The organism is Methyloligella solikamskensis, assembly GCF_042676065.1.
GTDB lineage: Bacteria > Pseudomonadota > Alphaproteobacteria > Rhizobiales > Methyloligellaceae > Methyloligella > Methyloligella solikamskensis.
This window is the reverse complement of sequence record NZ_JBHTJO010000001.1, coordinates 1,716,687-1,741,824: the sequence shown is the minus strand read 5'-3', so window position 1 is coordinate 1,741,824 and position 25,138 is coordinate 1,716,687. Positions and strand designations below refer to the sequence as shown.

At 63.6% G+C, this 25,138-nt stretch carries 20 protein-coding genes and 1 tRNA gene; 7 read left to right on the top strand and 14 right to left on the bottom strand.

Annotated features, from left to right (window positions below):
* The first annotated feature begins 1 nt into the window (after position 1).
* From ACFQ2F_RS08490 to ACFQ2F_RS08480, 3 genes are all read left to right on the top strand, one after another.
* Complete coding sequence (locus ACFQ2F_RS08490) at positions 2-1,207, top strand: GNAT family N-acetyltransferase (RefSeq protein ID WP_379088553.1); 1,206 nt, start codon at positions 2-4, stop codon at positions 1,205-1,207.
* Between the two features lie 104 nt (positions 1,208-1,311).
* Positions 1,312-1,731 (top strand): HIT family protein, encoded by a 420-nt coding sequence (locus tag ACFQ2F_RS08485; protein ID WP_379088550.1) that lies wholly within the window; start codon positions 1,312-1,314, stop codon positions 1,729-1,731.
* Between the two features lie 29 nt (positions 1,732-1,760).
* Entirely contained in the window at positions 1,761-2,663 is a 903-nt protein-coding gene (locus ACFQ2F_RS08480) for an alpha/beta fold hydrolase (RefSeq protein WP_379088547.1), read from the top strand.
* A gap of 392 nt (positions 2,664-3,055) precedes the next feature.
* Here ACFQ2F_RS08480 and clpA read toward each other — a convergent pair whose 3' ends face one another.
* The 3 genes from clpA to ACFQ2F_RS08465 all read right to left on the bottom strand — a co-directional run bounded on the left by clpA (position 3,056) and on the right by ACFQ2F_RS08465 (position 6,494).
* The gene (gene clpA, locus ACFQ2F_RS08475) at positions 3,056-5,419 is read right to left on the bottom strand and encodes an ATP-dependent Clp protease ATP-binding subunit ClpA (protein WP_379088544.1); all 2,364 of its coding nucleotides are present in this window, start codon (positions 5,417-5,419) and stop codon (positions 3,056-3,058) included.
* A 9-nt stretch (positions 5,420-5,428) separates the two neighbouring features.
* The gene (clpS, locus tag ACFQ2F_RS08470) at positions 5,429-5,761 is read right to left on the bottom strand and encodes an ATP-dependent Clp protease adapter ClpS (protein ID WP_069093680.1); all 333 of its coding nucleotides are present in this window, start codon (positions 5,759-5,761) and stop codon (positions 5,429-5,431) included.
* A gap of 400 nt (positions 5,762-6,161) precedes the next feature.
* Positions 6,162-6,494 carry a phasin family protein gene (locus ACFQ2F_RS08465; RefSeq protein WP_379088542.1) on the bottom strand — a complete coding sequence of 111 codons (333 nt, stop codon included), beginning with the start codon at positions 6,492-6,494 and terminating at the stop codon, positions 6,162-6,164.
* Between the two features lie 275 nt (positions 6,495-6,769).
* Here ACFQ2F_RS08465 and ACFQ2F_RS08460 point away from each other — a divergent pair, with 275 nt between their 5' ends.
* Both ACFQ2F_RS08460 and ACFQ2F_RS08455 read left to right on the top strand, forming a co-directional pair.
* Positions 6,770-8,125 (top strand): serine hydrolase, encoded by a 1,356-nt coding sequence (locus ACFQ2F_RS08460; RefSeq protein ID WP_379088539.1) that lies wholly within the window; start codon positions 6,770-6,772, stop codon positions 8,123-8,125.
* Between the two features lie 121 nt (positions 8,126-8,246).
* Positions 8,247-8,648, top strand: coding sequence for a DoxX family protein (locus ACFQ2F_RS08455; protein WP_379088536.1), 402 nt, complete (start codon positions 8,247-8,249; stop codon positions 8,646-8,648).
* Between the two features lie 21 nt (positions 8,649-8,669).
* On the opposite strand, the gene ACFQ2F_RS08450 is transcribed toward ACFQ2F_RS08455, so the two are convergent.
* The 3 genes from ACFQ2F_RS08450 to putA form a co-directional block, all read right to left on the bottom strand.
* Positions 8,670-9,461: a DnaJ domain-containing protein gene (locus ACFQ2F_RS08450; protein ID WP_379088533.1), complete on the bottom strand. Its 792-nt coding sequence runs from the start codon at positions 9,459-9,461 to the stop codon at positions 8,670-8,672.
* Between the two features lie 9 nt (positions 9,462-9,470).
* Entirely contained in the window at positions 9,471-10,193 is a 723-nt protein-coding gene (locus tag ACFQ2F_RS08445; RefSeq protein WP_379088530.1) for a VWA domain-containing protein, read from the bottom strand.
* A gap of 102 nt (positions 10,194-10,295) precedes the next feature.
* Positions 10,296-13,472 carry a bifunctional proline dehydrogenase/L-glutamate gamma-semialdehyde dehydrogenase PutA gene (putA, locus tag ACFQ2F_RS08440; RefSeq protein ID WP_379088527.1) on the bottom strand — a complete coding sequence of 1,059 codons (3,177 nt, stop codon included), beginning with the start codon at positions 13,470-13,472 and terminating at the stop codon, positions 10,296-10,298.
* Between the two features lie 190 nt (positions 13,473-13,662).
* Here putA and panC point away from each other — a divergent pair, with 190 nt between their 5' ends.
* Positions 13,663-14,565: a pantoate--beta-alanine ligase gene (gene panC / locus ACFQ2F_RS08435; RefSeq protein ID WP_379088524.1), complete on the top strand. Its 903-nt coding sequence runs from the start codon at positions 13,663-13,665 to the stop codon at positions 14,563-14,565.
* Positions 14,566-14,568: 3 nt separating this feature from the next.
* Here panC and ACFQ2F_RS08430 read toward each other — a convergent pair whose 3' ends face one another.
* The 5 genes from ACFQ2F_RS08430 to ACFQ2F_RS08410 all read right to left on the bottom strand — a co-directional run bounded on the left by ACFQ2F_RS08430 (position 14,569) and on the right by ACFQ2F_RS08410 (position 18,693).
* Positions 14,569-15,009 carry a DUF1489 family protein gene (locus ACFQ2F_RS08430; RefSeq protein WP_379088521.1) on the bottom strand — a complete coding sequence of 147 codons (441 nt, stop codon included), beginning with the start codon at positions 15,007-15,009 and terminating at the stop codon, positions 14,569-14,571.
* Between the two features lie 75 nt (positions 15,010-15,084).
* On the bottom strand, positions 15,085-15,975 hold the full coding sequence (locus ACFQ2F_RS08425; RefSeq protein ID WP_379088518.1) for a YdcF family protein: 891 nt from the start codon (positions 15,973-15,975) through the stop codon (positions 15,085-15,087).
* Between the two features lie 78 nt (positions 15,976-16,053).
* Positions 16,054-16,893: an aldo/keto reductase gene (locus tag ACFQ2F_RS08420; RefSeq protein WP_379088515.1), complete on the bottom strand. Its 840-nt coding sequence runs from the start codon at positions 16,891-16,893 to the stop codon at positions 16,054-16,056.
* Positions 16,894-16,955: 62 nt separating this feature from the next.
* The gene (gene mgtE, locus ACFQ2F_RS08415) at positions 16,956-18,341 is read right to left on the bottom strand and encodes a magnesium transporter (RefSeq protein WP_379088512.1); all 1,386 of its coding nucleotides are present in this window, start codon (positions 18,339-18,341) and stop codon (positions 16,956-16,958) included.
* Positions 18,342-18,607: 266 nt separating this feature from the next.
* A tRNA-Leu gene (locus ACFQ2F_RS08410) sits at positions 18,608-18,693 on the bottom strand.
* A 167-nt stretch (positions 18,694-18,860) separates the two neighbouring features.
* Between ACFQ2F_RS08410 and lipB the strand changes: the two genes are divergently transcribed.
* Entirely contained in the window at positions 18,861-19,559 is a 699-nt protein-coding gene (lipB, locus tag ACFQ2F_RS08405; protein WP_379088509.1) for a lipoyl(octanoyl) transferase LipB, read from the top strand.
* Position 19,560: 1 nt separating this feature from the next.
* Here lipB and ACFQ2F_RS08400 read toward each other — a convergent pair whose 3' ends face one another.
* The 3 genes from ACFQ2F_RS08400 to ACFQ2F_RS08390 form a co-directional block, all read right to left on the bottom strand.
* Positions 19,561-19,866 (bottom strand): acylphosphatase, encoded by a 306-nt coding sequence (locus ACFQ2F_RS08400; protein WP_379088506.1) that lies wholly within the window; start codon positions 19,864-19,866, stop codon positions 19,561-19,563.
* A gap of 15 nt (positions 19,867-19,881) precedes the next feature.
* A complete protein-coding gene (locus ACFQ2F_RS08395; RefSeq protein ID WP_379088503.1) occupies positions 19,882-21,903 on the bottom strand; it encodes an acetyl-CoA carboxylase biotin carboxylase subunit in 2,022 nt (673 codons plus the stop codon).
* Positions 21,904-21,987: 84 nt separating this feature from the next.
* Entirely contained in the window at positions 21,988-25,137 is a 3,150-nt protein-coding gene (locus tag ACFQ2F_RS08390) for a multidrug efflux RND transporter permease subunit (RefSeq protein WP_379088500.1), read from the bottom strand.
* Between the last annotated feature and the right edge of the window lies 1 nt (position 25,138).

Below are 25,138 nucleotides of genomic sequence, written 5' to 3'. Positions count from 1 at the left end.
GTTGGGTGACATCGAAAATATCGTCGTTCGCGCCATCGCCGGCGTGGCCGAGATCGACCCCGAAACCTGGGATGCCTGCGCCGAAGGAACGTCACCCGGGGCAGCCGGAATCACTTCCTCAGCCCGCAGGCGCAACCCGTTCCTCGCCCACGCTTTTCTCCATGCCCTGGAGGAGTCCGGCTCGGCCTGCGCCGAGACCGGCTGGCTGCCCCGACATCTGGTCCTGGAATCGCCCGACGGCGAGATCGAGGGCGTCATGCCGTGCTACCTGAAGGCCCACTCCATGGGCGAATATGTCTTCGACCACGGCTGGGCCGACGCCTATGAGCGGGCGGGCGGTGCCTACTATCCGAAGCTCCAGGCGAGCGTCCCCTTCACCCCCGTCACGGGCCCGCGGCTGCTGGTGCCCGAAGGGCCGGACCGCACCGAGCGCCAGAGCCTCCTGCTCCGCGCCGCGGCCGGCTTCGCCGAGCAGCTCGATGTCTCGTCGGTCCACATCACCTTCCTCACCAAAGACGAATGGGAGCTCGCGGGCGAGATTGGCTTCCTCCAGCGAACCGACCAGCAATTCCACTGGCGGAATGAGGGCTACGAGAGCTTCGATGATTTTCTGGGAGCGCTGTCCTCTCGTAAGCGCAAGGCGATCCGGAAAGAGCGCCGCCAGGCGGTTGAGAACGGCATCGAGATCGAATGGGTCACCGGCGCCGATCTCACCGAAGCCCATTGGGATGCCTTCTACGAATTTTACCAGGACACCGGCGCGCGGAAATGGGGCCGCCCCTATCTGAACCGCAGCTTCTTCTCCATGATCGGCGAGACCATGGCCGACGATCTGCTGCTGGTCCTGGCCAATCGCGACGGGCGCTACGTCGCCGGTGCCCTGAACGTGATCGGGGCGGACGCCCTGTTCGGCCGCTACTGGGGCTGCACCGAGCACCACCCCTATCTCCATTTCGAGATCTGCTATTACCAAGCCATCGACTTCGCCATTGCCCAAGGTCTGAAGACTGTGGAGGCCGGCGCTCAAGGCGAGCACAAGCTCGCCCGCGGCTATCTGCCGACCGAGACTTACAGCGTCCATTACTGCCGGGATGCAGGCCTGGCCCAGGCCATTGCCGGCTTCCTGAAGCGCGAACGCGAGGCCATCGCCCATGAGATCGCATTCCTGTCCGAAGAGAGCCCGTACAAGAAGGACGGCAGCGCGTAGAATTTGAGGAAGCAACCTACGGGAAAACCACAACCGGGCCGTTGCGCTGGCCCAAAGCAGATGCCAAAACCCGGGCGATCATCGGACGCTTAAGGGAGGGAGCAATGGCTTACGATCCGGACAATATCTTCGCCAAGATGCTGAAGGGCGAGATTCCCTGCCACAAGGTCTATGAGGACGACGACACCCTCGCCTTTCTCGACATCATGCCGCGCTCGGAAGGCCACACTCTGGTGATCCCCAAGGCGCAAGCCGAGAACCTGTTCGACGTCTCGCCCGAGGTGCTGGCCAAAACCATGGCAGTGGTCCAGAAACTGGCGCCCCAGATCCAAAATGCCGTCGGCGCCGAAGGCATCCTGATCCAGCAGTTCAACGGCGCGGCCGCCGGCCAGACCGTCTTCCATCTCCACTTCCACATCGTGCCGCGAAAAGAGGGCGTCGACCTCAAGCCCCATGCCGGCGACATGGCCGACCAGGACGAGCTCGCCAAGACCGCCGAGACGATCCGGACGGCGATCGGCTAGAGGATATGGGCCCCGGATCATCGCGCTGGATGATAGCTGCTCTGATCCTCGGCCTCGTCGCCGTTGCCTTGGCGGCCAACACGATCCTCGTCAATCGCGAGACCCGCAAAGCCGCGCCGCGGGATGGCGGCAAGATCGTCGACACGCCCGTCGTGACCGCCAATGTGAAAATCGAGGGCGACGGCCCACCCCTTCTTCTGATCCACGGGTTTTCGGCAGCGCTGGACTGGTGGGACGAGATCGCCCCTGCCCTCGCAAAGACCCACAAAGTGATCCGGCTGGACCTGATCGGCCATGGCGGGACCGAGGCGCCGCACGCCGGCTACACCATCGAAGACCAGGCGAAGCTGGCAGGCGCCGTCCTCGACAAGCTGGAGATCGATTCCCTTCCCGTCATCGGCCATTCCATGGGCGGCGAGGTGGCCGGCGAGCTGGCCGAAACCCGCCCCGGCCTCGTCTCCAGGCTGGTGCTCATCGACAGCCCCGCGAACCTCTCCGTGAGCTTCAACCCGGCGACGGAAGCCTATCTAACGCCCGTGCTGGGGCAGCTTCTCTATCACCTCGTAACGGGACGCGTCGTGAAGCGCGGTCTGACGCAGGGCTTCGCGCCGGGCTTCCCGGTCCCAGAGAAATTCGTGGCCGATGCCGAGCAGCTCACCTACACGGCCTTCACCCACGCCCACGATAAGAGCGTTCTCTATCAGAAGGAAAAGCCGGCCTACGAACGGCTGAAGACCCTCGATCCATCCATTCCGATCCTGGTGATCTTCGGCCAGGAAGACCGCCTCGTGCCCGTCGAAACGGCAAAGCTGTTCGAGCAAGTCCCGAACACGACCGTGAAATACGTCGAAGGCGCCGGCCATTCTCCCATGGTCGAGAAGCCGGAAGCGACCCTGGAGCTGATCAAAGCATTCCTGGGCGAGCAGCCATAGCGGCCGAACGTTCGGCTTTAGCCCCACGCACAGCCGGCCATTCCGAGGCGCTTTCAACAGCCACCGTCGTCATCCTGAGGTGCTCGGCGCGCAACGCGTCGAGCCTCGAAGGATGGGCAACACGCTCGGGCCACGCCTCCTTCGAGGCTCGCTTCGCGAGCACCTCAGGATGACGTGGCGTAGCGCTGAGCAGTGCGGCCCCCAAAGCACGGCTGTCCTCCCGGCGAAAGCCGGGATCCCGTAACCGCTGAGGTCGGCGGTCCAACATGCGGCGGTGCCTACTAGATTGCCCGGTCAAGCCGGGCAATGACACGCTGAAGGGACCGACCACAAAAAAACCCGGCGCCGCATCTGCGGGCCGGGCCTTTTCAATTCTTCTGTAGATCGAGCGGCTAAGCCGTCTCTTCCTTGCTGCGCGATGATTTGCGCTTCTTGGATTTCGACTTGCCCTCGCCTTTCGGCTTGGCCGGCGCGTTGGCGTCGAGGAACTCGAAGCCTAGCGTGTCCTGGCCGTCCTTCTTCTCCACGAGCACCCGGACGATGCCGCCGCCCTGGAGCTTGCCGAAAAGGATCTCCTCGGCGAGCGGCTTCTTGATGTGCTCCTGGATGACCCGGGAGAGCGGCCGTGCGCCGAACTTTTCGTCGTAGCCGCGCTCGGAGAGCCACTGATTGGCGTCATCCGTGAGCTCGATGGTGATGTTCCGGTCGCCGAGCTGCGCTTCCAGCTGGAAGACGAACTTCTCGACCACCTTGGAGATCACATCCTGACCCAGCGGCGCGAACGGGATCACCGCGTCCAGACGGTTGCGGAACTCCGGCGAGAACATCCGCGCGATGGCCTCCTCGTCGTCCCCTTCCCGCTTGGTTCGGTTGAAGCCGATGGCCGCCTTCGCGAGATCCGTCGCGCCCGCATTCGTGGTCATGATCAGGATCACGTTCTGGAAGTCGACCTTCTTGCCGTTATGGTCGGTCAGCTTCCCGTGATCCATGACCTGCAGCAGGATGTTGAACAGATCCGGATGGGCCTTCTCGATCTCGTCGAGCAGCAGCACGCAATGGGGATGCTGGTCGACGCCGTCGGTCAGAAGACCGCCCTGGTCGAAGCCGACATAGCCCGGAGGCGCACCGATCAGACGGGACACCGTGTGGCGCTCCATATATTCCGACATGTCGAAACGAAGCAGCTCCACGCCCAACAGCTCGGCGAGCTGGCGGGAGACTTCCGTCTTACCCACGCCCGTGGGGCCGGAGAACATGTAGCAGCCGATCGGCTTGCCCGGCTCGCGAAGACCGGCCCGGGACAGCTTGATGGCCGCGCCCAGCGCCTCGATCGCCTGATCCTGGCCGAAAACGACCCGCTTCAGGTCGCGGTCGATATGGCGCAGAACCTCCGCGTCGGTCTTGGAGATCGTCTTCGGCGGAATCCGCGCCATCGACGCGATGGTGTTCTCCACCTCCTTCACGCCGATCACCTTCCGCCGCTGCTTCTCCGGCACCAGCATCAGGGACGCACCGGTCTCGTCGATCACGTCGATCGCCTTATCCGGCAGCTTCCGGTCGTGAATGTATTTCGCCGACAGCTCCACCGCCGTGCGCAGCGCCTGGTTGGTGTAGCGCACCTTGTGGAAATCCTCGAAGTAAGGCTTCAGGCCTTTCAGAATATCGATGGCATCGGAGACGGTCGGCTCGTTCACGTCGATCTTCTGGAAGCGGCGGACGAGCGCGCGGTCCTTCTCGAAATGCTGGCGATACTCCTTGTAGGTCGTCGACCCGATGCAGCGCAGGCCACCGCTCTGAAGCGCAGGCTTCAGCAGGTTGGAGGCATCCATCGCGCCGCCGGAGGTCGCGCCCGCGCCGATCACCGTATGGATCTCGTCGATGAACATGACGGCCCCGGGATAATTCTCGATCTCCCGCATGACGGCCTTCAGCCGCTCCTCGAAATCGCCGCGATACCGCGTGCCGGCGAGCAGCGCGCCCATGTCGAGCTGGAAGATAGTGGCATCCTGCAGCACCTCGGGCACGTCGCCCATGACGATGCGCCTGGCCAGACCTTCGGCGATGGCCGTCTTGCCGACGCCCGGATCGCCCACGAAGAGCGGATTGTTCTTCTGACGGCGGCAGAGCACCTGGATGGTGCGCTGGATCTCGCTCGCGCGGCCGATCAGCGGGTCGATCTTGCCGCCCTCGGCCTTCTCGTTGAGGTTGACGCAATAGACCTCAAGCGCATCGGCGCCGCGCTTCTTGTCCTCGTTGCCTTCGACCGTTGCCGCATCGTCGTCGACGCCGCGCACGGTGCGGGGCTCGGACATGCCGGGCCGCTTGGCAATGCCGTGGCTGATGTAATTGACCGCATCCAGCCGGGTCATGTGCTGCTCTTGCAGGAAGAACGCAGCATGGCTCTCCCGCTCGGCGAAGATCGCGACCAGCACGTTGGCGCCCGTCACCTCTTCCCGGCCCGAAGACTGGACATGAGCCACGGCGCGGTGAATCACCCGCTGGAAGCCGGCCGTCGGTTGCGCATCGCTGCGCTGAGTGACGGAAAGCCCGGCGAGCTCTTCCTCGATATAACCGGTGACCTTGTCGCGCAGCAGGTCGAGATCGACGTCGCACGCCCGCATGACGGCGGCCGCGTCGCGGTCGTCGATCAGCGACAGCAAGAGGTGCTCAAGCGTCGCGTATTCGTGATTCCGCTCGTTGGCGTATTGCAGCGCGCGCCTCAGAGCCTGTTCGAGACTGGTCGAAAAAGAAGCCAAGTCAGATCCTCACTCTTTTTCCATTGTGCATTGGAGCGGATGCTCGTTCTGACGCGCGAAACTCGTCACCTGAGCCACTTTAGTCTCGGCCACCTCGTAAGTGTAGACCCCACAGATGCCGACGCCCTTTTGGTGGACATGCAGCATGATCTGGGTCGCCTCTTCCTGGCCCTTGTTGAAAAAGTGCTCCAGGACGTAAACGACGAAATCCATAGGGGTGTAGTCGTCGTTCAGAAGCAGCACCTTGTACAAGCTGGGCCGCTTCGTCTTCGGACGAGTCTTGGTGATGATATTCGTGCCGGTGTCGTCGTCGCCCCGGCCGTTTTCGCCGTTCCGCGCCATTGTCAGCCTCTATGTGGCGTCTCGTTCTTCATGTTCCAAGTGGCTCGAGCCAAATTCCAAGTGGCTAAGTCCAAATTCCAATTGGGATATTGCGTCCCATGGCCGGCGCCTTCTCCGATGGCCCAAAGCCAGCCGAAGCCCGGCCCGTCTCGACTGCTATCCTGTGCCATTCCCACAAAGCCGCGCAACCCCGCGCGACAGCGACGACACAGTCTAACTACGGACGATCCTCGACCGCCGATCAGTCTAACATAGGAGCCTTTTGCGCATCGAGAATGACCGAATTCGCCGCGACCTATCCCTGAACGCAAAAAAGCCCGGGTCGAAACCCGGGCCTTTTGGTCGCGCCCCCATTAACAGAGAGCGCCTCTCGAACGCGAGAGCTTAAGTGGACGTAAGCTTAGAAGGACTTCTTGGAGAAGCTGTCTTCCATCGGCTTATAAGCGTCCTGAGCCATGCCGACATACATCTCGCCAAGCTTGGACATCTCGGCCATGTAGTCGTCATACGCCTTCTTGGCGAACTGGGACTGAATTTCGAACGCCTGCTCGGCAGACTTGGCACTTACCAGCTGCTCGAAAGCGCGGGTGCCTTCCTCGAAGCTCTTCTTCGAATAGTCGGTCATCTCAGACGCGATGGCCTGAAAACCTTTGCTCCACTCGCCCATGGCGCGGACACTGGCTTCGAAACCATCTTTGCCAGCTTTCTGAAACTCTTCAAAACCTTTCAACATCATGCCCTCTCTCGGTAACGTTGAGAAATATTGCGTATGCGAAGAATATATGCATTGCACAAAAAACGTCAACCCATTTTGTTGCACTGCACAAAAATATGACGAAGAAAGAGAAAATTCGTCTTAACCCTTTGGCAATTCCCCGATTTTACGGTGTTTCAGTGTCGCCGAACGCGGAAAGGACCGCAGTTGGGAGCGCCGGTGTATCGCCAAGAATAGGCGGAGCGGCTGCGGGCGGCAAAGGGAAGGTTAGTCGACGGGGATTTTTGAGCGTCATGCGCGATATTTCCAGAATTTCAGCGGACGGAGCGAAGCGGCTGTATCGCACCGTCAATCGCACCGCCATGTTGGCTCTCGTAAGCCTTCTGGCTCTGGCCATGCTGCTGCCGCCGCTCACGCCGGCGCAAGCGGCCTCCGATTACCGCTCGGCCATCGTGGTGGACCTGAACAGCGGCGAGGTTCTCTTCGCCCGGTCCGCCGATACCAAGCGCTACCCGGCCTCGCTCACCAAGATCATGACTCTGTACGTGCTGTTTGGGTATCTGCGGGATGGCCGGATCACGCTCGATTCCGAGCTCACCATCACGCCGCACGCGGCCGCTCAGCCGCCCACGAAGCTTGGCCTGAAGCCGGGCTCCACCATTCGCACCGAAGACGCGATCAAGTCGCTGGTGACCAAGTCCGCCAATGACATGGCCGCTGCCGTGGCTGAGAACCTCGCCGGCACCGAGTCCAACTTCGCCCGCATCATGACCCAGCAGGCGCGCGCCATCGGCATGAAGAACACCGTCTTCAAGAACGCCTCCGGCCTGCCGAACAATGCCCAGGTCACGACGGCCCGGGACATGGCCATTCTGGGCGAGCGCATCATGCGCGACTTCCCGGAGTATTATCACTACTTCTCGCTGACGAGCTTCTCCTATAAGGGCCGCAGCTACCGGAACCATAATCACCTGCTGAGCAACTATTCCGGCACCGACGGCATCAAGACCGGGTTCATCCGCGCCAGCGGCTTCAACCTGACCGCCTCCTGCCGCCGCGACGGCAAGCATCTGCTCACCGTGGTGCTGGGCGGCTCGACCAGCCGCGGCCGCGACGCGACCGTCCGCTATCTCTTCGACAAGCACTGGGCCAAGGCCAGCGTCGGCAGCACCACCAATCCGTTCGTGGCTTCGCCGAGCCTGCCCCTGCGCCGTCCGCCGGTCTTTGCTGTGGCTTCCGCCGGCGGCAGCGCAGCACCCGCCGCGCGTCCGGCCGCTTATCAGCCACAACAGCAGCCCGAGCCCCAGCGTGTCGCTGTCCGCAATCCGCTCGCTCAGGCGCAACCTCAGGTCCAGGCGCAGCCGGCACCGCAGCCGCAGCTAGTCGGCCAGTCCGATGCGGGCGGCCCCTACCACGTTCAGGTCGGCTCCTACACGACGCCGCAAGACGCCGAGCGCCGCCTCGGCATGATCCAGAACAAGGCCGGCACTCTCCTGTCCGGCCATCAGCCGGTCACCACCAGCTTCCAGCACGGCAGCCAGCAATGGTACCGGGCCCGGTTTGCGAATTTCTCGCAATCGGACGCCCAGCAGACCTGCTCCAGCCTGAAGCGGATGTCGGTAGACTGCATCGCCATGCGGGCCCAATAAGGAAAATTTCGACCCGTAGAATCGTCACTTCGCTGCCAAGCGCTTTGTTGCCGCGACTCACCCCAAGCCATAGGCTGCTCTTTGTCTTGGGGGGATAACGAGACAACAGCGAGGGACGATTATGCTGAGCTCACTCGATCGATACGCGCCTTTCGCGCTTGCCGCGCTTCGCATCGTCGCCGCGCTCCTCTTCATGGAGCACGGCACGGTGAAGCTGTTCGGATTTCCGGAAGTCGAAGGCCGCGGCGGCGGCGAACTGCCCCCGCTTATGCTAATCGGCGGCATTCTTGAAGTGTTTGGCGGGTTGGCGCTGGTCATCGGCCTGTTCACCCGTCCGATCGCCTTCCTGCTCTCCGGCCAGATGGCAGTTGCCTACTGGATGTTCCACTTCAAGCCGGATGCGTTCTATCCGATCCAGAACGGCGGCGACGGCGCCATCCTGTTCTGTTTCGTCTTCCTGTTCCTCGTCTTCGCCGGGCCTGGCGCCTGGGCGGTGGACAATATCTGGAAGCGAAACGGCTGACGCCATATCGGCTGTCGCGGATCAGCGGACGCTGAGGAGCACTTCCTTGGCCTCGTTGATCCGCGCCGCCAGATAGGTGGAGCCGCCCTGATCCGGGTGCACCTTCTTCATCAGGGTGCGATGGGCGCTGCGGATCTCCGCCACGGTCGCCGAGCGGGCGACGCCGAGCACCTCATAGGCCTCATCGATGCTCATGCCGCCGGAACCACTTCTGCGACGCTGCCCTGCCCCGCCGGCCCCGTTGCCGAAGCCTGCATAGCCTGAGCCCGCGCCGGCGCCATCCTGCCAGCCTGGCGAGCGCTGGTTCAGATAAGCCTCGATCAGCGCCGCTTCCTGGGGATCGCCCTGCTGCAGCTCGGCAACAAGCTCTTGCAGCTCGTTCATCTGAAGATCAGAGAGAGCGCGTCCGGCAAACTTGCCGGCGACCACCCGCCCGTCCACACGGCCCGTTCCGTGATCGAGCTCCATCTCCAGATTGGCCGTGCGCACGAAGGATTTCTGTCCGCCCGCACGACGCTGGCGCTGACCGTAGCCGCCGCCGAGACCGCCCATGCCGCCAGGCCCGAACGGCCCGCCGCCGAAGGTACGGAAGCGGATCCCCTGCCGCCGCAGCATCATGTAGCCGACGATGGCGAGCGGAATGGCGAGAATCAGAAGACCCGGAATGATGAAGAGCCCGGCCAGGATGAACAGCGCGATCCAGCTGTATTTGCGGATCGTGCGGGCAAGCTTGCTGGTATCGGCGGTCGCCAAATAGCGAAGGCCGAACATGATGAGCAGGAAGACGGCAAGCCCGAGAAGAAACGCGTACATGTCGATCGGTCAGCCCATCTGCTCAAGAAGCTGCGTGGCCGCGCCGCCTTCGCGGGCGCTGAAGGATTGCAGCGCCTTGCGGCCACCGCTGGCATAAACCGCCACCGCTTTCAGAAGTGCCCGAAGCTGGTGAGCGGCGCCCGCATCGAACGGGCAATAGGCGCCCTTGGTCAGCCGGGCGATCTCCTTGAAGGCGACTTGCGCCCGGGGCTCGCGCCCTTCCTGAAACAGGAACACGGGAACGCCGAGTAGCCCAAGCTCGCCGGCCTTCTGACAAAGCGCGTCGATGCTCTCCTCCATGCAATCGCCCACATAGACCACGGCATTGACCTTCTGCTTTCCCGTCTCACGCTTGGCGTGTGTCAGCACCTTTCCGATCTGGGTGTACCCGCCGCGGCACGACACCTGGCTCATCACACGGGCCAGCGCGCTCGCATCGTTCACCCATTTGCTCGCCCGGCACTCGCCGAAGCCCCGAAAATAGATGAGTTGCACGTCGAGCCCGCCAATCTCGTCGACGGCGGCGAACATATCGCCCTGAAGCTGCAGCGCCATATCCCAAGTCGGCTGACGGCTCATGGTCGCATCCATGGCGAAGATCAGCCGGCCGTCGCCCGCATGGGGCGCCACCGACTGGGTGCGCTTCAAAAAAGCCGCAACATCCTCATCGCTGGAGCGCTGCTCCTCAATATCTTTCGCATCGTCCGTCGTCGGACGCATCGATTTCGCCATCAAAGCTCCTTGTCCTGGCGAACGTATCGGGAAGAACCGCCCTTATAGATGGAAACTCATTGCGATTCCGGCAATGGCGGCCTCATTGGTAATTTCCCGGCCTCATTCCTCGTCCGTGGCGGCCAGCAGCTTGGCATTCCCGCCAGAGGCGGTCGTATTCACCGTCACGACCCGCTCGGTGGCAAAACGCTCCAGATAGTTGGGCCCGCCCGCCTTCGGCCCCGTGCCCGATAAGCCTTCGCCGCCGAAAGGCTGGGCGCCGACCACCGCGCCGATCTGGTTTCGGTTCACATAGAAATTGCCCACGCGCGCATGGGCGGCAACGTATTCGGCCGCCTGCTCCACCCGGGAATGCAGCCCCAGGGTCAGACCGAAGCCGCTGGCATTGATCTGGTCGCAGACCGCCGCGAGCCCGTCGCTGGGATAGCGGACCACATGGAGGATCGGCCCGAACACCTCCGCCTTCAGCTCCGACAGCGATCCGATCTCATAGATCGCCGGACTGACATAGGTGCCGGACTTCAAATCGTCGGGAAGCGGCAGATCGAGAACCTCCGTGGCTTCCGCCCGCATGCGCACTTTATGGGCCTGAAGCGCCAGCTTCGCCTGGGGATCGATCACCGGCCCCACATCGGTCGAATAGTCGAGGGGATCGCCGATTGAGAGCTCCCGCACTGCGCCGGTGAGCATCTCCAGAATACGGTCGGCCACCTCCTCCTGGAGAAACAGCGCCCGCAGCGCCGAGCAGCGCTGACCGGCGCTGTCGAAGGCGGACGTGATCACGTCATCCACCACCTGCTCAGGCAGCGCCGACGAATCGACGATCATGGCGTTAAGCCCGCCCATCTCGGCGATCAGCGGCACGACGGGCCCTTCCCGGGCCGCAATGTCCCTATTGATCGCAATGCCGGTGTCCGTGCCGCCGGTGAAGGCGACGCCGTTCACGCGCGCATCTTTCACCAGCGCCTGACCGACGACCTCGCCCGGCCCCGGCAGCAGATGAAGAATGTCGACCGGAACGCCGGCCTCATGGATCAGCCGCACGGCCCGGGCGGCGATCAACGGTGTCTGCTCCGCCGGTTTCGCCACAACGGCATTTCCGGCTGCGAGCGCCGCACCGATCTGAGCAGAGAAGATGGCGAGCGGGAAATTCCACGGAGAGATGCAGGCGAACACGCCCCGACGATGCAGGGATAGCAGGTTCTCCTCGCCCGTCGGTCCGGGCAGCCGCTTCGGCGTCCCGAAGTTCTCCCGCGCCTGTGAAGCGGCGTAGCGCAGATGGTCCACCGCCTCCCGCAAATCGCTCTGGGCGTTCTCAAGCGTCTTGCCGGCCTCGCGCACCAAAAGCGCCATCATGGCCGGGCGATCCGCTTCCATCAGGTCTGCCGCCTTCTCCAGGATGGCGGCACGCTCCTCGCCACCACGCCGGTCCCAGTCCGGTGCTGCCGCTTGCGCCGCATCCAGCGCCGCCTCGACTGCGTCGCTATCGGAATTTCTGCACTGGCCGATCTCGATCTGCCGGTCATGGGGAGAGGTGATCGCATAAGGCTCGCCCCGCGCGATCAGTTTGCCAGAGACGATCGGCCCAGCCACGAACCCACCCTCCTGCAGCACATCGCGCATGTCATCGATCAGAGGCTCGCGGGTCGTGTTGTCCCAGAGCGGCAGGCCTTCGGCATTCTTCCGCGGCGCGAAGATCTCACCGGGAAGCGGAATGCGCGGATTGGCCTTCGGCTCGTTAGCCTCCGCGTTCTCCACCGGATCGGCGATGATCGCCGCGATGGGCGCCTCGTCATCCGCCAGCCGGTTCACGAAGGAGGTGTTGGCGCCGTTCTCCAGCAGCCGCCGCACCAGATAGGCCAGAAGATCGCTATGGCCGCCCACCGGCGCATAGATGCGGCAGGGCCGGCCTAGCTTGTCGGGCGAGATCACCGCCTCGTGGACCGGCTCCCCCATCCCGAAGAGCCGCTGAAACTCGTAGTCCGCCCCCTCGCCCAGCCGGTGCACCGCAGCGATCGTATGGGCGTTGTGGGTGGCGAATTGGGGAAAGAAGCAGTCGGGCCGCTCCATCAGCGCCCGGGTCGCGGCCAGATAGGAGACATCCGTGTTCACCTTGCGGGTGAAGACTGGATAGCTGGAGAGGCCGGCGACTTGCGCCCATTTGATCTCCGAATCCCAATAGGCGCCCTTCACCAACCTCATCGGAATTCGTCGTCCGGTCGCCCGCGCCACGGCCGCCAGCCAGGCGATCAGCGGCAGCACGCGCTTGGAATAGCCTTGGATTGCGAGGCCGAGCCCATCCCATCCCGCGAGATCCGGATCCTCGAACAGCGGCTGCAGGAGCGAAAGGCTGAGATCCAGCCGGTCCGCCTCCTCCGCATCGATGGTAAGCGGCAGATAGGCCTCCCGCATGGCGACCGCCAGCCGCTTCAGGCGCGGCAACAGCTCCGCCTGCATCCGGGCGGCTTGCGACGGTTCATAACGCGGATGGAGCGCCGAGAGCTTGATGGACAGGCCGGAACGCTGATGCAGCGTCTCCCCATCCCGTTTGGCCGGCTCGCCCTGATCGGCGGCAATCGCTTCGATGGCATGGGCGTAGCGCTGCAAATAGCGCTGGGCATCGTCCTCGCTCCGTGCCGCCTCGCCAAGCATGTCGTAGGAGAAGCGATAGCCGCGGCCCGCCGCGTCCTTGCCGTTCCGAATCGCCTCCTCGATGGTCTCGCCGAGCACGAATTGACCGCCCAGGATGCGCATGGCGTGACGGAGCGACTCCCGGATCACGCCTTCGCCGGTCCGCGAGACGAGCCGCTGGAGACGCTTGGAGATTTCGTTGCCGTTGCTGGTGCCCCAGTTGAGCACCCGCCCCGTGAGCATCAACCCCCAGGTCGAGGCATTCACGAAGAGAGACGGCGAATGGCCGAGATGCTTGGCCCAGTCCCCGGCCGAGATGGTGCCGGCGATGAGCCGGTCCGCGGTCGCCTTGTCCGGGATTCGCAGTAGCGCCTCCGCCAGGCAGAGAAGCAGCACCCCCTCTTCCGTGAGAAGCCCGTATTCATGCAGGAAGGAATCGACGCCGCCATAAGTCTGCCGCCCGGCCCGCGCCGCCTGGACCAGATCACGGGCCACCCGCTCGATCTGCCGCCGCTCCGGCTCGCTGAAGCGGGCCTGATCGATCAGCTCCTCGACCAGCCGGTCTTCGTCGGCCAGAAGCAGCGCCGCGATTCCGTCTCGCGGCGGGATCTTGGCCCTTGCGTCCTCGTCCGCCTGCACGCTGCTCATTTCGCCTCGTCGACGCCATTCATGGCCGCTCATGCCCCGATCTTAGTCTCTACAGGCGTTAAAGCGACTCTAGCGTTTTCGCCTTTTCCCGCTCTGCGTTGACGGTACGTCCTGGAACCCGTCCCCGCCATCTTGCCTTCGGAGGCGAAAGCGCTATCGTCCGCGGTTTCAATCGGGGAAGCACCGGCTCATGGCACCGGCAATCAGCACAATCAGGACCGTGAACGGCATCAGCCGCCGCGTCGCCCAGTGGCGGAGCGAGGGACACAAGATCGCCCTCGTGCCCACCATGGGCGCGCTCCATGAGGGCCATCTTTCCCTTATCGCGAAGGCGAAGGACGAGGGCGCTGAGAAGATCATCGTCTCTATCTTCGTCAATCCGACCCAGTTCGGCGAGGGCGAGGATTTCGACGCCTATCCCAGGGACGAAAAAGGCGATCTCGCCAAGCTCACGGAAGCCGGCGTGGACGTTGCCTATATCCCCGATGCCAAGCAGATGTTCGCCCCCGGCTTCGCCACCCGCATCCATGTGAAGGGGCTGACGGACGGGCTTTGCGGCGCTTCCCGCCCCGGCCATTTCGACGGCGTTTGCACCATCGTCGCCAAGTTCCTGCTGCAATGCGCGCCCGATATCGCGGTTTTCGGCGAGAAGGACTATCAGCAGCTCCTCACCATCAAGCGCATGGTGGCCGATCTCGACATTCCGGCGGAGATCGTCGGCGCCCCCATCAAACGCGAGGAGGACGGCCTCGCCCTGTCCTCCCGCAACGCCTACCTGACGAAGCGTCAGCGGGAGCTCGCTCCCCTCCTCCAGCGCACCCTACAGGACATGGCCTCCGACCTCGCCGAAGGCCGTCCCGTGGAGGATGCCACCGCGGCGAGCTCTTTCAGGCTCGAATCGGCCGGCTTCAAGGTCGATTATCTGGAAGTGGTCGATCCGGAACGGCTGCAGACCATAACGGGCGTTGTGGAGGGGCCTGCGAGAGCGCTCGTCGCGGCGTTTCTCGGCAAGACGCGGCTGATCGACAATATCGCCGTGAGGCCGAAGCAGAGAACCCGGTCGCGCCGGAATCGGAAATCGGAAGCGGAGTAGCGCCTACCCGCCGATCAGGCAGAGCTCTCTCAGATCGCGCACCATCTCCTGGGGAATATCCGAAAGCCCATCTCCTTGCAGGAGATCCGCCGGCGCATCCTCGTCCGTCAGATAGCGCCAGCCCTGAAAGGCCCGGCGCGGCTGGGCTCGGGTCGCGATCAACTCCGGGCTCATGACGATGCTGCAGCAGGTCCGCCCGTCATCCCAGGTGCCTGGCCTCAGATCGACGATCGGCTGCCGCGCCAGCACCACCCCCTTGATGACCCAATAGAGCGAGCCGCCATCGAGGATTTCGTCGCGCCGCCGGGGCGTCTGGGTGGTGCGGTGGATCAGCTCCGCCGGCCGTCCCGCCGCGCGATGCTGAGCGAGCCGCTTCTCCTGCCAGTCACGCAAGTGCTGCAGGCTGTCGATTCCGACGCAGAGCTTGAGGAGATGCAGTGCCATGGACGCCCGAGACTAGCGGTCTGAAGCGGCGTGCAATAAGGCACCTCACACGGTTTTCCCCGTTTTTCTGGAGGCTTAGGCGGCGTCCGTTAGCGGCTCGCCATCCTCCTGAGGCCCTGATTCGGGCTCTGGCACCTCCGTCGAATCGATCGGCTGCTCCGGAGCCGGGAAGAGCGCATCGGTCCGCCCGGTCATCCAATAGGCCAGCAGCCCAACCCATTCCCGGGTCGCCATGTCGACTCGCCGCAAGCCTTCGGAGACCTTGTCGAAAGGCCGCCAGGCATCCTCCGGCCCGCGGGTGCGGTAATCCACCGGCCAGGGCTCAACGTCGAACCCGGCCTGGCGGAAGCACCCCATGGCACGCGGCATATGGGCGGCCGAGGTGATCAGCACCCAGCGATCGTCCGGCCCCAGAAGCTCCCGCTTTTCGAGCTCGGCCTTGGTGAGCTTTGCGTTCTCGTAGGTGTCCCGCGACTGATCCTCCAGCACAAGCCGGTCCTGGCTGATCCCCAACTCGGCCAGGATGGTCGCCGTACCGAGCGCCTCGCTGCCGGAAGGGTAGAGCATGCCTGCATCGCCGCCGGAGATCGCCACCAGAGAGTCCGGGAACCGATGCGCCAGCATCCCTGCCTCGACGATCCGGTCGCCCGCCTCATTCAGGGTGGGCGCGTCGCGCCCTTCGCCGATATAGCGCTGCTCCGCCCCGCCCAGCACGATAAAGCCCGTGGGTGCAGGCCCCTCCTCAAGATCGGTGCGTGGGAAGCGGTCCTCCAAAGGCAGCACCAGCCAGTTGCCCAGCGGCGAAAGCCCGACCACGAGCAGCAGGAAGGCCGCCAGCGCCACGATCCGCCTGCCCCACCGTGCCCAGTAGGTCCAGACCATGACCGTTCCCAGCAGAAGCAGGAAGGCGATCAGACAGGATGGCTGCAGGAAGAACCACAGAAGCTTCGCGAGATAGAAGAACATCCCTCAACCAGACCGATGCGCAGCGGACGAAACCGGCCACTCATAGCAGCCTTGGAGGCGGGACGCATGCTCCGCGCGCTACCCGTCCCACTGGGGCGCCCAGTCGGGATCGGTCATCCGCCCGTCGGGTTGGGCCAGCGCGAAGATGCGCGCCATCTCGTCGTCGCTCAGGGCGAAATCGAAAACGTCGAAATTGCTTTCGATATGAGCAGGGTTGCCCGAGCGCGGGATCGCCACCACGCCCTCCTGCTGGATCAGCCAGCGCAGAATCACCTGGGCCGGCGCCTTGCCATGGCCGTCGGCGATTTCCGTCAGCACCGGATTGGAGAGCAGCTCGCCACGCCCGAGCGGCGAATAGGCGGTGAGCGCGAGCCCAGCCCGGCGGCAGGCATCCAGAACGACATTCTGATTGAGGCGCGGGTGATACTCGACCTGGTTGGTCACCAGGGGTTCCGAGGCCAGCGCGATCGCCTCTTCCATCAGCGCGACAGGGAAATTGCTGATCCCGATATGGTGCGTCATGCCGAAGCGCTTCACCTCCGACAGCGCCGCCATGGTCTCCTTCAACGGCACATCCGGGTTCGGCCAGTGGATCAGGAGCAGGTCGACATGATCGAGACCGAGCCGCTTCAGGCTGAGCTCCACGGAGCCCTGCAGCCGCGCCTCCTCCATCTGGTCCATCCAGACCTTGGTGGTGACGAAGGCCTCGTCCCGCGCCACGCCCGATTCGGCGAGACCTGCGCCAACATCCGACTCGTTATCGTAGACCTGAGCGGTGTCGATATGACGGTACCCGCAAGCCAGCGCCGTCTTCACGGCCTCGACGCACTCCTGGCCTTCGAGCTGCCAGGTTCCGAATCCCAGCACCGGAATGGATGCACCGTTGGCCTCTACACAGCTCCGCTCGTCAATCGACATAGGTCTCCGCTCTCCGAAATCTAGAATCAAAACGTCAGAGTACGGATGATGCCTCGTTCGGGCTAAAGGAGCCAGAGCGCCGCGAGGCCGAGGAATGCGAAGAAGCCGACCACGTCGGTGACGGTGGTGACGAAGACACCCGAGGTGATGGCGGGATCGACGCCGAGCTCGTTGAGGCCTAACGGCACGAGAATGCCGGCGAGCCCGGCGACCACCAGATTGACGATCATGGCGAGCGCGATGATCACCCCGAGATCGGTTCGGCCGAACCAGAAATAGGTCACCAGCGCCATCAAGATAGCGAAGAGCAGCCCGTTCAGGAGCCCCACCGCCGTCTCGCGGCCGATCACGCGGAATGCGTTTACCCGGCCGAGATCCCGGGTGGCCAGCGCCCGGACCGCCACGGTCATGGTCTGGGTGCCTGCATTGCCGCCCATGGAGGCGACGATGGGCATCAGCACGGCGAGCGCCACCATCTGCTCAATGGTCGCGTCGAACAGGCTAATGACATAGGAGGCGAGGATCGCGGTTGCGAGATTCACCAGAAGCCACGCGAAGCGCTGACGCGTGGTGCCCCAGACGCTGTCGGACATGCCCGTATTAGAGGAGACACCAGCCAGGCGCAGGATATCCTCCTCCGCCTCTTCCTGGACGACCTCGACCACGTCGTCGGCTGTGATCACGCCAATCAGCCGGTTGTCCTGGTCCACCACGGGCGCCGAGGAGAGATTGTAGCGCTCGAATTCCCGGGCCACGTCCTCCTGGTCGGACTCCGCCTGGATCGGGCGTAGGTCGTGATCGGTGATGTCCTCGATATTGACGTGGCGCTTGGACCGCAACAGCCGGTTCAGCGCGACGCTGCCGATCAGGTGGAAGGCCGGATCGACCACGAAGATCTCGTCGAAGCGGTCCGGCAGATCTTCCGATTCGCGCATGAAATCGATGGTCTGGCCCACGGACCAGAAGGGCGGCACCGAGATGACCTCGGTGCGCATGATGCGGCCGGCGGAGTCTTCCGGGTATTCCAGGCTCTTCTTCAGGGTGAGCTGATCGAGCCGCGGCAGCTGGTCGAGGATCGCGTTGCGATCCTCCTCCGCCAGATCTTCCAGCAGATAGACCGCGTCGTCCGTGTCGAGCTGCTGCAGCGCATCGGCCACGACTTCGGCCGGCAACGTCGCCAAAAGCTGGTCGCGCACGCCCTCGTCTAGCTCGCTCAAGGCAGCCGGATTGAACTCGTGCCCCAGCTGGGTGATGAGCTGGTCGCGCTCTTCCGGCTTCAGAAGCTCCAGAAGGTCCGCAAGGTCGCCCTCATGGAGGTCGCCGGTAAGCGAACGAACCTCAGCGATATCCTCCGCTTCCAGCGCCGCTTCCACGGCATGCAGGAACTCGGAGCGAAAATCGCCCTCCTCGTTGCGCACGAGATTCTGTTCGTCCAGGACGGTGTCCATCGCCTTTCCGAAACCTCGATGTGAACGCTTAAGACGCGGAAGATCCCGCCCACGGGACGGAACCGGAGCCTGCCGGCACGATTTGCCGGGACAAACCGCCTACGGGCCTGAGATTTTCGCCAATAAACGCTGCTTCGCCCTTAACCGCCAGCCCAAAGTGGAAGATTTCCAACCCGGGGAAGGTTCCGCAGGCCATCAGGCTGCGACGGCAGCCAAGCCGCGCAGTTGAGCGCCTCGAGGGCGGTAGTGCACCAATAAGAAGAGAGTGGTGCGGTCGAGAGGAATCGAACCTCCACGGGCTATGCCCACAGCGACCTCAACGCTGCGCGTCTACCATTTCCGCCACGACCGCATAGATAAGGCGAAGCTTCCGTGCTCAATCGGAAGCGCGTGCTTCGAGCCTGAGCCCGAAGGTCGGGCTGCATTAGCAAACTCGGACCTCGCGCGCAAGCTGACAGAGCTTGATATGTCTTCTTATATGGGGGTGCAGGGGCTGGAAATCTCCCCCATGATGGCGCCATGCCGACAGCCAATTTCGCAAGGATGGTGGGGACGACCGGGCTTCTGGGCGCCGAACTCTATTCCGAGCCCCATCAAGCGACCGGGATCGAGTGGTTCCGCAGCAAGAAGCCCGTCCCCTACCCGCGCGCTCTGAACGCCATGGAGAGCCGCGTGGCGGATATCGCAAGCGGTGAGGCCGGCGAATGCGTCTGGCTGCTCGAACACCCTGCCCTCTATACGGCCGGCACCTCGGCGGATCCGAGCGAGCTGATCGATCCGGACCGTTTTCCCGTCTACCAAACGGGCCGCGGCGGCCGTTATACCTATCACGGGCCCGGTCAGCGCATCGCCTATGTGATGTTGAACCTGAAAGCGCGGGGCGGCGACGTCCGCGCCTATGTACAAGCCTTGCAGACCTGGCTGAGAGACGCCCTCGCCGTCTTCGACGTCACCGTCGATCCGGCCTCCAGCGATATCGGCGTGTTCGTCGGTGGCGCCAAGATCGCCTCCATCGGCGTGCGGGTGAGCCGCGGCGTCACTTTCCACGGCATCAGCCTCAACGTGGCGCCGGATCTGGAGCATTTCTCCGGCATCATCCCCTGCGGCCTGAAGGACACGAAGCCGACCAGCCTAAAAGCGCTCGGGGTCGATACGGATTTTGAGAAGGTGGACGCGGCCCTGCTTCAAGCCTGGCCGGAGAGCCTGCGCCGCTCGTGAGCTATTTGTAGTTATCCGAGGCGATGACCTCGAAGCCATCAGGCGGCGTGCCACCCTCGTCGACGATGGTCACTTTCGAGACTTGCGCATCCGGCGAGCCGTCCTCGCAGCGCTTCACCATGTCGGCGACCACGTCGGCCGGCCCGGAAAACACAGCCATCACCGAGCCGTCGTCGCAATTACGGACCCAGCCGTCGAGCTCCAGCTCTTTCGCCGTCTGCTCGGTCCAGGCGCGGAAATAGACGCCTTGTACGCGGCCTTCGATGCGGACCGTAACGGTTCTGATGTCGTCGCTTTCGCCGGACACGGCTAAAGCTCCCGCCTATTCGAACTCCATGATGACAGCATCGACATTAAGGCTGTCGCCAGGCTCTGCAAGGATTTTGGAGACGGTGGCGTCGCGCTCCGCCTTGAGGACGTTCTCCATCTTCATGGCTTCCACGACGCACAGCGTCTCGCCCGCGGCGACCGTCTGGCCTTCCTCCACGGCAAGCGAGACCACCATGCCCGGCATGGGGCAGAGCAGCATCTTGGAGGTGTCCGGCGGCTCCTTGATGGGCATCAGCGCCATCAGCTCCGCCTCGCGCGCCGTATAGACCCGCGCGGAGACCTCCACACCCTCATAGGTGAGCGCGTGGCCGTTCAGGATGGCCCGCACCTGCACCGCGACGGGCTTGCCGTCGATGGTGCCCTGCCAGACCGGATCGCCGAACCACCAATTGGAATTGAGCTCGATCTTGCGGCCCTTGCCTTCGCCGGTGAACGCGATGACGAGGGACTCGTCCGAATCTTCCGATCCCGGGGTCACGGACACCCGCTCCGACGCACCGCCGAGCTCGACCACACGCTCCTCGGCGAAGGTCACCGGCTCGCCCAGCATCTGCTGGGTAATGTTGCGGCGGCGCGCATTGCTGAGATGGTCGATGGCCGCAGCCACGGAGATCAGCACGTCGCGCGTCTCGCCTTCAGGGAGCGGCGCCTCGAAGCCTTCCGGATATTCCTCTGCGATGAACTTGGTGGAGATGTCCCCCTCCCGCCAGCGCGGATGGCGCATCAGGGCGGCGAGGAACGGAATGTTGTGGCGGAACCCGTCAATGGCGAAGGCATCCAGCGCCCGGCCCATGGCCTCGACCGCCTCGATGCGGGTCGGCGCATGGGTCACCAGCTTGGCGATCATCGGATCGTAGTAGATAGAGATCTCGCCGCCCTCTTCCACACCGGTATCGATGCGGACGGTGACGCCGTTCTCCTCACCCGTTTCCGGCGGGCGATAGCGCACCAGCCGGCCCGTGGACGGCAGGAAGTTGCGGGACGGATCCTCGGCATAGACGCGGGCCTCGATGGCCGAGCCGTTGATCTTCACGTCCTTCTGCTTGATTTCGAGCTTCTCGCCGTCGGCGACCTTGAACATCTGCTCCACCAGGTCGATGCCGGTGATCAGCTCGGTGACGGGATGCTCCACCTGAAGGCGGGTGTTCATCTCCAGGAAGTAGAAATTCTTGTCCTTGTCGACGATGAACTCCACCGTGCCGGCGGAGTCGTAATCCACGGCCTTAGCGAGCTCGATGGACTGCTTGCCCATGGCTTCGCGGGTCTTCTCGTCCAGGAAAGGGCTCGGCGCCTCCTCCAGAACCTTCTGGTTGCGCCGCTGAATGGAGCATTCGCGCTCGACGAGGTGGATGACATTGCCGTGCTTGTCGCCCAGCACTTGGATCTCGATATGGCGCGGCTCCTCGACGAATTTCTCGATGAAGACCCGGTCGTCTCCGAAGCTCGACTTGGCTTCCGACTTCGAGGCGTTGAAGCCTTCCTCGACTTCCTCGCTGCTATAGGCGATGCGCATACCCTTGCCGCCACCGCCCGCAGAGGCCTTGATCATCACCGGATAGCCGATGTCGTCGGCGATCTTGATCGCTTCCTTGGCGTCCTCGATCACGCCCATATAGCCGGGCACGGTGTTCACGCCCGCCTCGGCCGCCAGCTTCTTGGACTCGATCTTGTCGCCCATCGCCTCGATGGCGTGCGGGTTCGGCCCGATGAAGGTGATCTTTTCCTTCTGCAGCGCCTTGGCGAAGGCCGGGTTCTCCGACAGGAAGCCGTAGCCCGGATGGATGGCCTCCGCCCCCGTTTCCTTGGCGGCTGCGATAATCTTGTCGATGACCAGATAGGAGTCCGCGGCTGCCGCCGGGCCCACATTCACCGCCTCGTCCGCCATGTCCACATGCACCGCATCGCGGTCAGCGTCGGAATAGACCGCCACGGTCTTGATGCCGAGACGTTTTGCGGTCCGCATGATGCGGCAGGCGATTTCACCGCGGTTCGCGATCAGGATTTTCGAAAACATACGCCCCCAAGCCTTCTTTTTGAGCACTGCTTTCTAGAGGTTAGAGGACGCGGAGTAAACCAGATGGTTCCTCCGCATACGCCCTTATTCAGCGGCTGAAGAGTACGGTTTATGCCGGTCTTCTTCGTTTTTCCGCCGATCGGCCTCGGCGCGCTCGAAATCGCCGGGGCCTTCCATGGCCGGCATCTCGTCGCCTCTGATCTTGGCATGATCCTTCGCCAGGAAGGTGTAGATCGCCGGCGTCACGAAGAGCGTGAAGATCGTGCCGATGGTGAGACCCGCAAAAATCACCAGACCGATGGCGAACCGGCTGGCCGCGCCCGCCCCCTCCGCGATCAGAAGCGGCACCATGGCGACCACCATGGAGGCCGTGGTCATGAGGATGGGCCGGAGGCGGATCACGGCCGCCTCCTCGATGGCATCCCGGCGGCTATAGCCTTCCTCCTCCTGGAGGTGATTGGCAAAATCCACCATCAGGATGCCGTGCTTGGCGATCAGGCCGATCAGCGTCACCAGCCCCACCTGGGTGTAGATATTGATGGAGCCGAGACCCAGGCTGATGGGCAGCAGCGCCCCGAACATCGACGTCGGCAGCGCGATCAGGATGATGAACGGATCCCGGAAGCTCTCATACTGGGCCGCCAGCACCAGATAGATGAGGATCAGGGCGAAGACGAAGGTATAGACCAGCGTGTTGCCCTCCTGGATGTACTGGCGGCTCTGCCCCTGCCAGTCATAGGAGAAGTTCTGCGGGAAGACCTCCTCCGCCTTGCCCTCTAGGAACGCCACCGCATCGCCGACGGTCCGGCCCGGGAACGGCACGGCGGATAGGGTCGCCGAGTTGAGCTGCTGGAAATTGGTCAGCGCGTTGGGCTGCACCGTCTTGGTGACATGGGCCACGTTGGAGAGCGGCACCATATCGCCGGAAGCCGTCCGAACCTGATAGCGCGTCAGCCAATCCTCATCGAGCCGGTACTTGCGCGGCACCTGTGGGATCACCTGATAGCTGCGCCCATAGAGATCGAACAGATTGACGTAATTGCCGCCCAGCAGGGTCGCCAGCGACTGGCCGATCTCCGCCATGGAGACGCCCAGGCTGTTGGCCTTGTCCCGGTCGATCTCGAACGAGATCTGTGGCGTCTCGAAGCGCAAATCGTAATCGGTGAAAATGAACATGCCGCTCTCATCGGCAGCCTTCACGATCTCGTTGGTGACCTCGGCGAGCCTCTCGAAATCCTCCGTCGTGGTGATAACGAACTGGACATCGGCGCCACCCGTGGAGCCCGGCAGCGCCGGCGGCGAGAAGATCAGCGCCTGGGCCGGCGCCACCTTGCTCACCTGGGGCTGCACCTGCTGCAGCACGTCCGCCTGGGTCCCCTCGCGCTCGCCCCAGTTCTTCAGAAGAAGGCCGACGAAGGCCTGATGGGTCCCGCCCATGCCGTTGATGGTGAAGACATGCTCCTCCTCGGGCAGCTCGTCGAACACCTTCCCGAGCTGCGCGGTCGACTGCTCGAGATAGTCGAGATTGGCGTATTGAGGCGTCTTCACGATGGAGAACAGGATGCCCTGATCCTCGTCCGGCGCGAGCTCCTTCTGAGCCGTCACATACATGAGCGCCGTGCCCGCGATCACGCCGAAGATCACCAGCACGGTGACCGGCCGGTAGTTCAGGGAGCTGGTCAGGCGGCGGCGGTACCATCCGTTCAGCCGCCCAAAGAAGCGGTCGAGAACGCCGGTGAAGCCACTGCCGTCATTGTCGTGCTGACGCAGGAGCTTGGAGCACATCATCGGCGACAGGGTCAGCGCGATGAAGCCGGAGACCACCACGGCGCCGGCGAGCGTGAAGGCGAATTCCCGGAAGAGCGAACCCGTGACGCCGGAAACGAAGCCAATGGGCGCATAGACCGCTGCCAGGGTGATGGTCATGGCGATGACCGGGTAGACAATCTCCCGGGCGCCCTTGAGCGCCGCATCGAGCGGCTTCATGCCGTCCTCGATGTGCCGGTAGATGTTCTCCACCACCACGATCGCGTCGTCGACCACCAGGCCGATGGCAAGCACCAGCGCCAGCAGGGTCATCAGGTTGATGGAGTAGCCCAGCACGTAAAGCATCGCCAACACGCCCACCAGGGACAGCGGGATGGTGACGATGGGGATGATTGTGGAGCGCAAGTTTCCAAGGAACAGGAAGATCACCACGATCACGATGATCGCTGCCTCGCCCAGCGTCGTGACCACCTCCCAGATGGAGGTGCGGATGAAGTCCGTCGCATCGTAGGCGATGGCCGCGTTCAACCCCGTCGGCAGCTCACGCTCGATATTGGGCATGTCGTTGCGAACATCGGTGATCACCGTCAGCGGGTTTGCCGTGGGCGTCGCCTCCACACCGATGAACACCGCCTTCAGCCCATCGAACACGGACGAGGAATCGGCGTTTTGAGGCCCGAGCTCGATCTCCGAGATATCGCTCAGCCGCACCAGCGCATCGCCGTCGGTCTTGATGACGAGTTCGCCGAACTGCTCCGGGTCGCTCACATCGGTCTGGGCGTCGATGCTGGTCTCGGTGAACTGGCCTTTCACCTGGCCCGCGGCAGACGTGTAGTTGTTGGCATCCAGCGCCTGGGCCACGTCCACCGGCGTGACCTTCAGAGCCGCCATCTTGTCCGGGTTCAGCCAGATGCGCATGGCGAAGGTCTGGCCACCCAGGATCTCCGCGCTCGCCACCCCGCCGATGGTCTGCAGCCGCGGCTGCACCACACGGGTCAGGTAATCGGTGATCTGGGACGAGGTCATCACGTCGCTGGAGAACGAGATGTACATCAGCGCCGTGCCCTCGCCCGTCTCCTTGGTGACGACGGAGTCGTTGGCTTCCCGCGGCAGCAGATATTGCACCTGGGCGATCTTCGACAGCACGTCGGTCATCGCCCGGTCGGAATCGGCGTTGAGCTTCAGATTGAGGGTGATCGTCGACACGTTCTGGCTCGACGTGGCCGTCATCGTATCGATGCCTTCGGTGCTCGCCACCGCCTGCTGGAGCGGCACCGTGATGAAGCCCTGGATCAGCTCCGCGTTGGCGCCCGGATAGGTCGTGGTGACGGTGATGGTCGTGTTCGACATCTCCGGGTATTCACGGATCTGCAGATTGAGGCCGGCTTGGGCGCCGGCCAGCAGCACGAGCAGGCTCACGACCATGGCAAGCACGGGGCGCTTGATGAAGAGGTCGGTGAAGCTCATG

Bases quoted from the DNA above. Each gene is read 5' to 3' on its own strand.
- lipB (WP_379088509.1), top strand. From the start codon at position 18,861: ATGCCGACAGCCAATTTCGCAAGGATGGTGGGGACGACCGGGCTTCTG.
- panC (WP_379088524.1), top strand. From the start codon at position 13,663: ATGGCACCGGCAATCAGCACAATCAGGACCGTGAACGGCATCAGCCGC.
- putA (WP_379088527.1), bottom strand. From the start codon at position 13,472: ATGAGCAGCGTGCAGGCGGACGAGGACGCAAGGGCCAAGATCCCGCCG.
- ACFQ2F_RS08465 (WP_379088542.1), bottom strand. From the start codon at position 6,494: ATGTTGAAAGGTTTTGAAGAGTTTCAGAAAGCTGGCAAAGATGGTTTC.
- ACFQ2F_RS08425 (WP_379088518.1), bottom strand. From the start codon at position 15,975: ATGTTCTTCTATCTCGCGAAGCTTCTGTGGTTCTTCCTGCAGCCATCC.
- ACFQ2F_RS08420 (WP_379088515.1), bottom strand. From the start codon at position 16,893: ATGTCGATTGACGAGCGGAGCTGTGTAGAGGCCAACGGTGCATCCATT.
- ACFQ2F_RS08455 (WP_379088536.1), top strand. From the start codon at position 8,247: ATGCTGAGCTCACTCGATCGATACGCGCCTTTCGCGCTTGCCGCGCTT.
- ACFQ2F_RS08460 (WP_379088539.1), top strand. From the start codon at position 6,770: ATGCGCGATATTTCCAGAATTTCAGCGGACGGAGCGAAGCGGCTGTAT.
- ACFQ2F_RS08450 (WP_379088533.1), bottom strand. From the start codon at position 9,461: ATGTACGCGTTTCTTCTCGGGCTTGCCGTCTTCCTGCTCATCATGTTC.
- ACFQ2F_RS08485 (WP_379088550.1), top strand. From the start codon at position 1,312: ATGGCTTACGATCCGGACAATATCTTCGCCAAGATGCTGAAGGGCGAG.
- ACFQ2F_RS08430 (WP_379088521.1), bottom strand. From the start codon at position 15,009: ATGGCACTGCATCTCCTCAAGCTCTGCGTCGGAATCGACAGCCTGCAG.
- ACFQ2F_RS08480 (WP_379088547.1), top strand. From the start codon at position 1,761: ATGATAGCTGCTCTGATCCTCGGCCTCGTCGCCGTTGCCTTGGCGGCC.
- ACFQ2F_RS08390 (WP_379088500.1), bottom strand. From the start codon at position 25,137: ATGAGCTTCACCGACCTCTTCATCAAGCGCCCCGTGCTTGCCATGGTC.
- ACFQ2F_RS08445 (WP_379088530.1), bottom strand. From the start codon at position 10,193: ATGGCGAAATCGATGCGTCCGACGACGGACGATGCGAAAGATATTGAG.
- clpS (WP_069093680.1), bottom strand. From the start codon at position 5,761: ATGGCGCGGAACGGCGAAAACGGCCGGGGCGACGACGACACCGGCACG.
- mgtE (WP_379088512.1), bottom strand. From the start codon at position 18,341: ATGGACACCGTCCTGGACGAACAGAATCTCGTGCGCAACGAGGAGGGC.
- ACFQ2F_RS08395 (WP_379088503.1), bottom strand. From the start codon at position 21,903: ATGTTTTCGAAAATCCTGATCGCGAACCGCGGTGAAATCGCCTGCCGC.